Here is a 1,467-nt window from a genome sequence, read left to right as displayed (position 1 = left end):
TTTAGCACTTGCTACAGTAACCGCGACAACGTCGGATTTACCGCTTGGAGAAGTGATAGTCAGATCGAATGCTGCATCTTGCAAGTTGCCATCTTTATCAGCGATTCTTTCTACTTTGATGTTACCTTGAGCATCGATCACTACGCTCTTGATGTTCGAAGAGAAGTTGCTTGCAGAGAAGGTAACGCCCAGTACACCGTTAGCCAATTGTGCATCTTCTTGCTCATACTCGACACCGTAGTTGTCAGTCACAATCAGATCTGGTGCCATGAATGCGTTAGCGCCAGTATCTTGGATTGTCATCGTGCTGTCAGCAGCCACTTTGTCAACGGACATTGCATCATTCTTCGTTGTTACCGCAACCGTTGCTGTTTTGATTTCACCTTTGACTGTTTTGTAAGAAATGTTCAGTGTCGCTGTACCTGTTTTGTTACCCAGCACGTAAGCTTTGCCACCCACAAGCGCTACTTTTGCAACTGCGTTGTTGGATGTTGTGATGCTTTGGATTGTACCTGCTGGAAGCTTCACAGTATCGCCAGAAGCGTTCTTCGCAGTCAATTTGACTTCACGTGCAAATACTTGCGATTTCGTTACATCTTTCAACACGTCAGCCTTAACAGTTTCACCGTTACCATACGTAGTGTCGACAACTGTACCGCTATCTGTCAGGTTGAACAGGGTAGGAACAGCGTTCACAGCGTACGTCAAGTCGTCAGTTGCTTTCGCTACGGTGATCGTTCTTGTCAACTTGGAGATTTCTGTACCGTTTTTCGTGATCGTTACTGTGTAGTCAGCTTTTGCGCCTTCAGCAGCTTTATCGGTTGTGAACAGTGTGAACTCATCGTTAAATGTTTCGAAGTCGCCAGCTGTTTCACCTTTACCGAAGATTGCGGAAGTGATCACATTTTCGTCTTTATCTTTCAGACCGATCGTCGCATCGTTTGTTGTTACTTCGCCATCGGCATCAAACGTTTTTACATCCACTTTCACTTGGTACTTGTTGTTTACATCTTTTGTATAAGTCGGCGCGTTGTTGCCTTGGTTGTCGGTGAAGTTAGCATCGTCAAGCACTTTGCCGTATTGGTCAACAACCGCAAGCTCAATCGCTGAAGTACCGCCTGCAACGATCGCTTTCGCAGGGTCTGTTACCACTTTGAAGTGATCAGGTACACGAGCGTCAGCTACCGTGAATGTTTTTGTCGCTGTGCTGCTTGCATTTGCAGTTGCGATGATCGCTGTTACCGATACAGCACCCTTCGTGTTGTTGTTGATTTGGCCCAATTTGATGGAACCTCTGTGCTCGCCGGAATCCAGGATTGTAGCTGTCGATTGACCTTCAACACCGGATACGTTGACTTTGATACGTTCGATGTTTTGGTCGCTTGTCAGATCATCCATGCTCAATTGGTTGCCTGCTGCATCATAAGCGACGATTGGCACATAAACATCTTTGTCGCCAGCCGCGAT

At 46.4% G+C, this 1,467-nt stretch carries 1 pseudogene; it reads right to left on the bottom strand.

What is annotated here, in order from left to right:
• A pseudogene (locus tag PUT07_RS35280) lies at positions 1-1,467 on the bottom strand (hypothetical protein); the annotation flags it as partial.

The sequence above is a fragment of the Paenibacillus sp. MAHUQ-63 genome (assembly GCF_028765165.1).
Lineage (GTDB): Bacteria > Bacillota > Bacilli > Paenibacillales > NBRC-103111 > Paenibacillus_E.
Note: the sequence above shows the minus strand (reverse complement) of the source record. Positions and strands in the feature narration are given on the sequence as shown.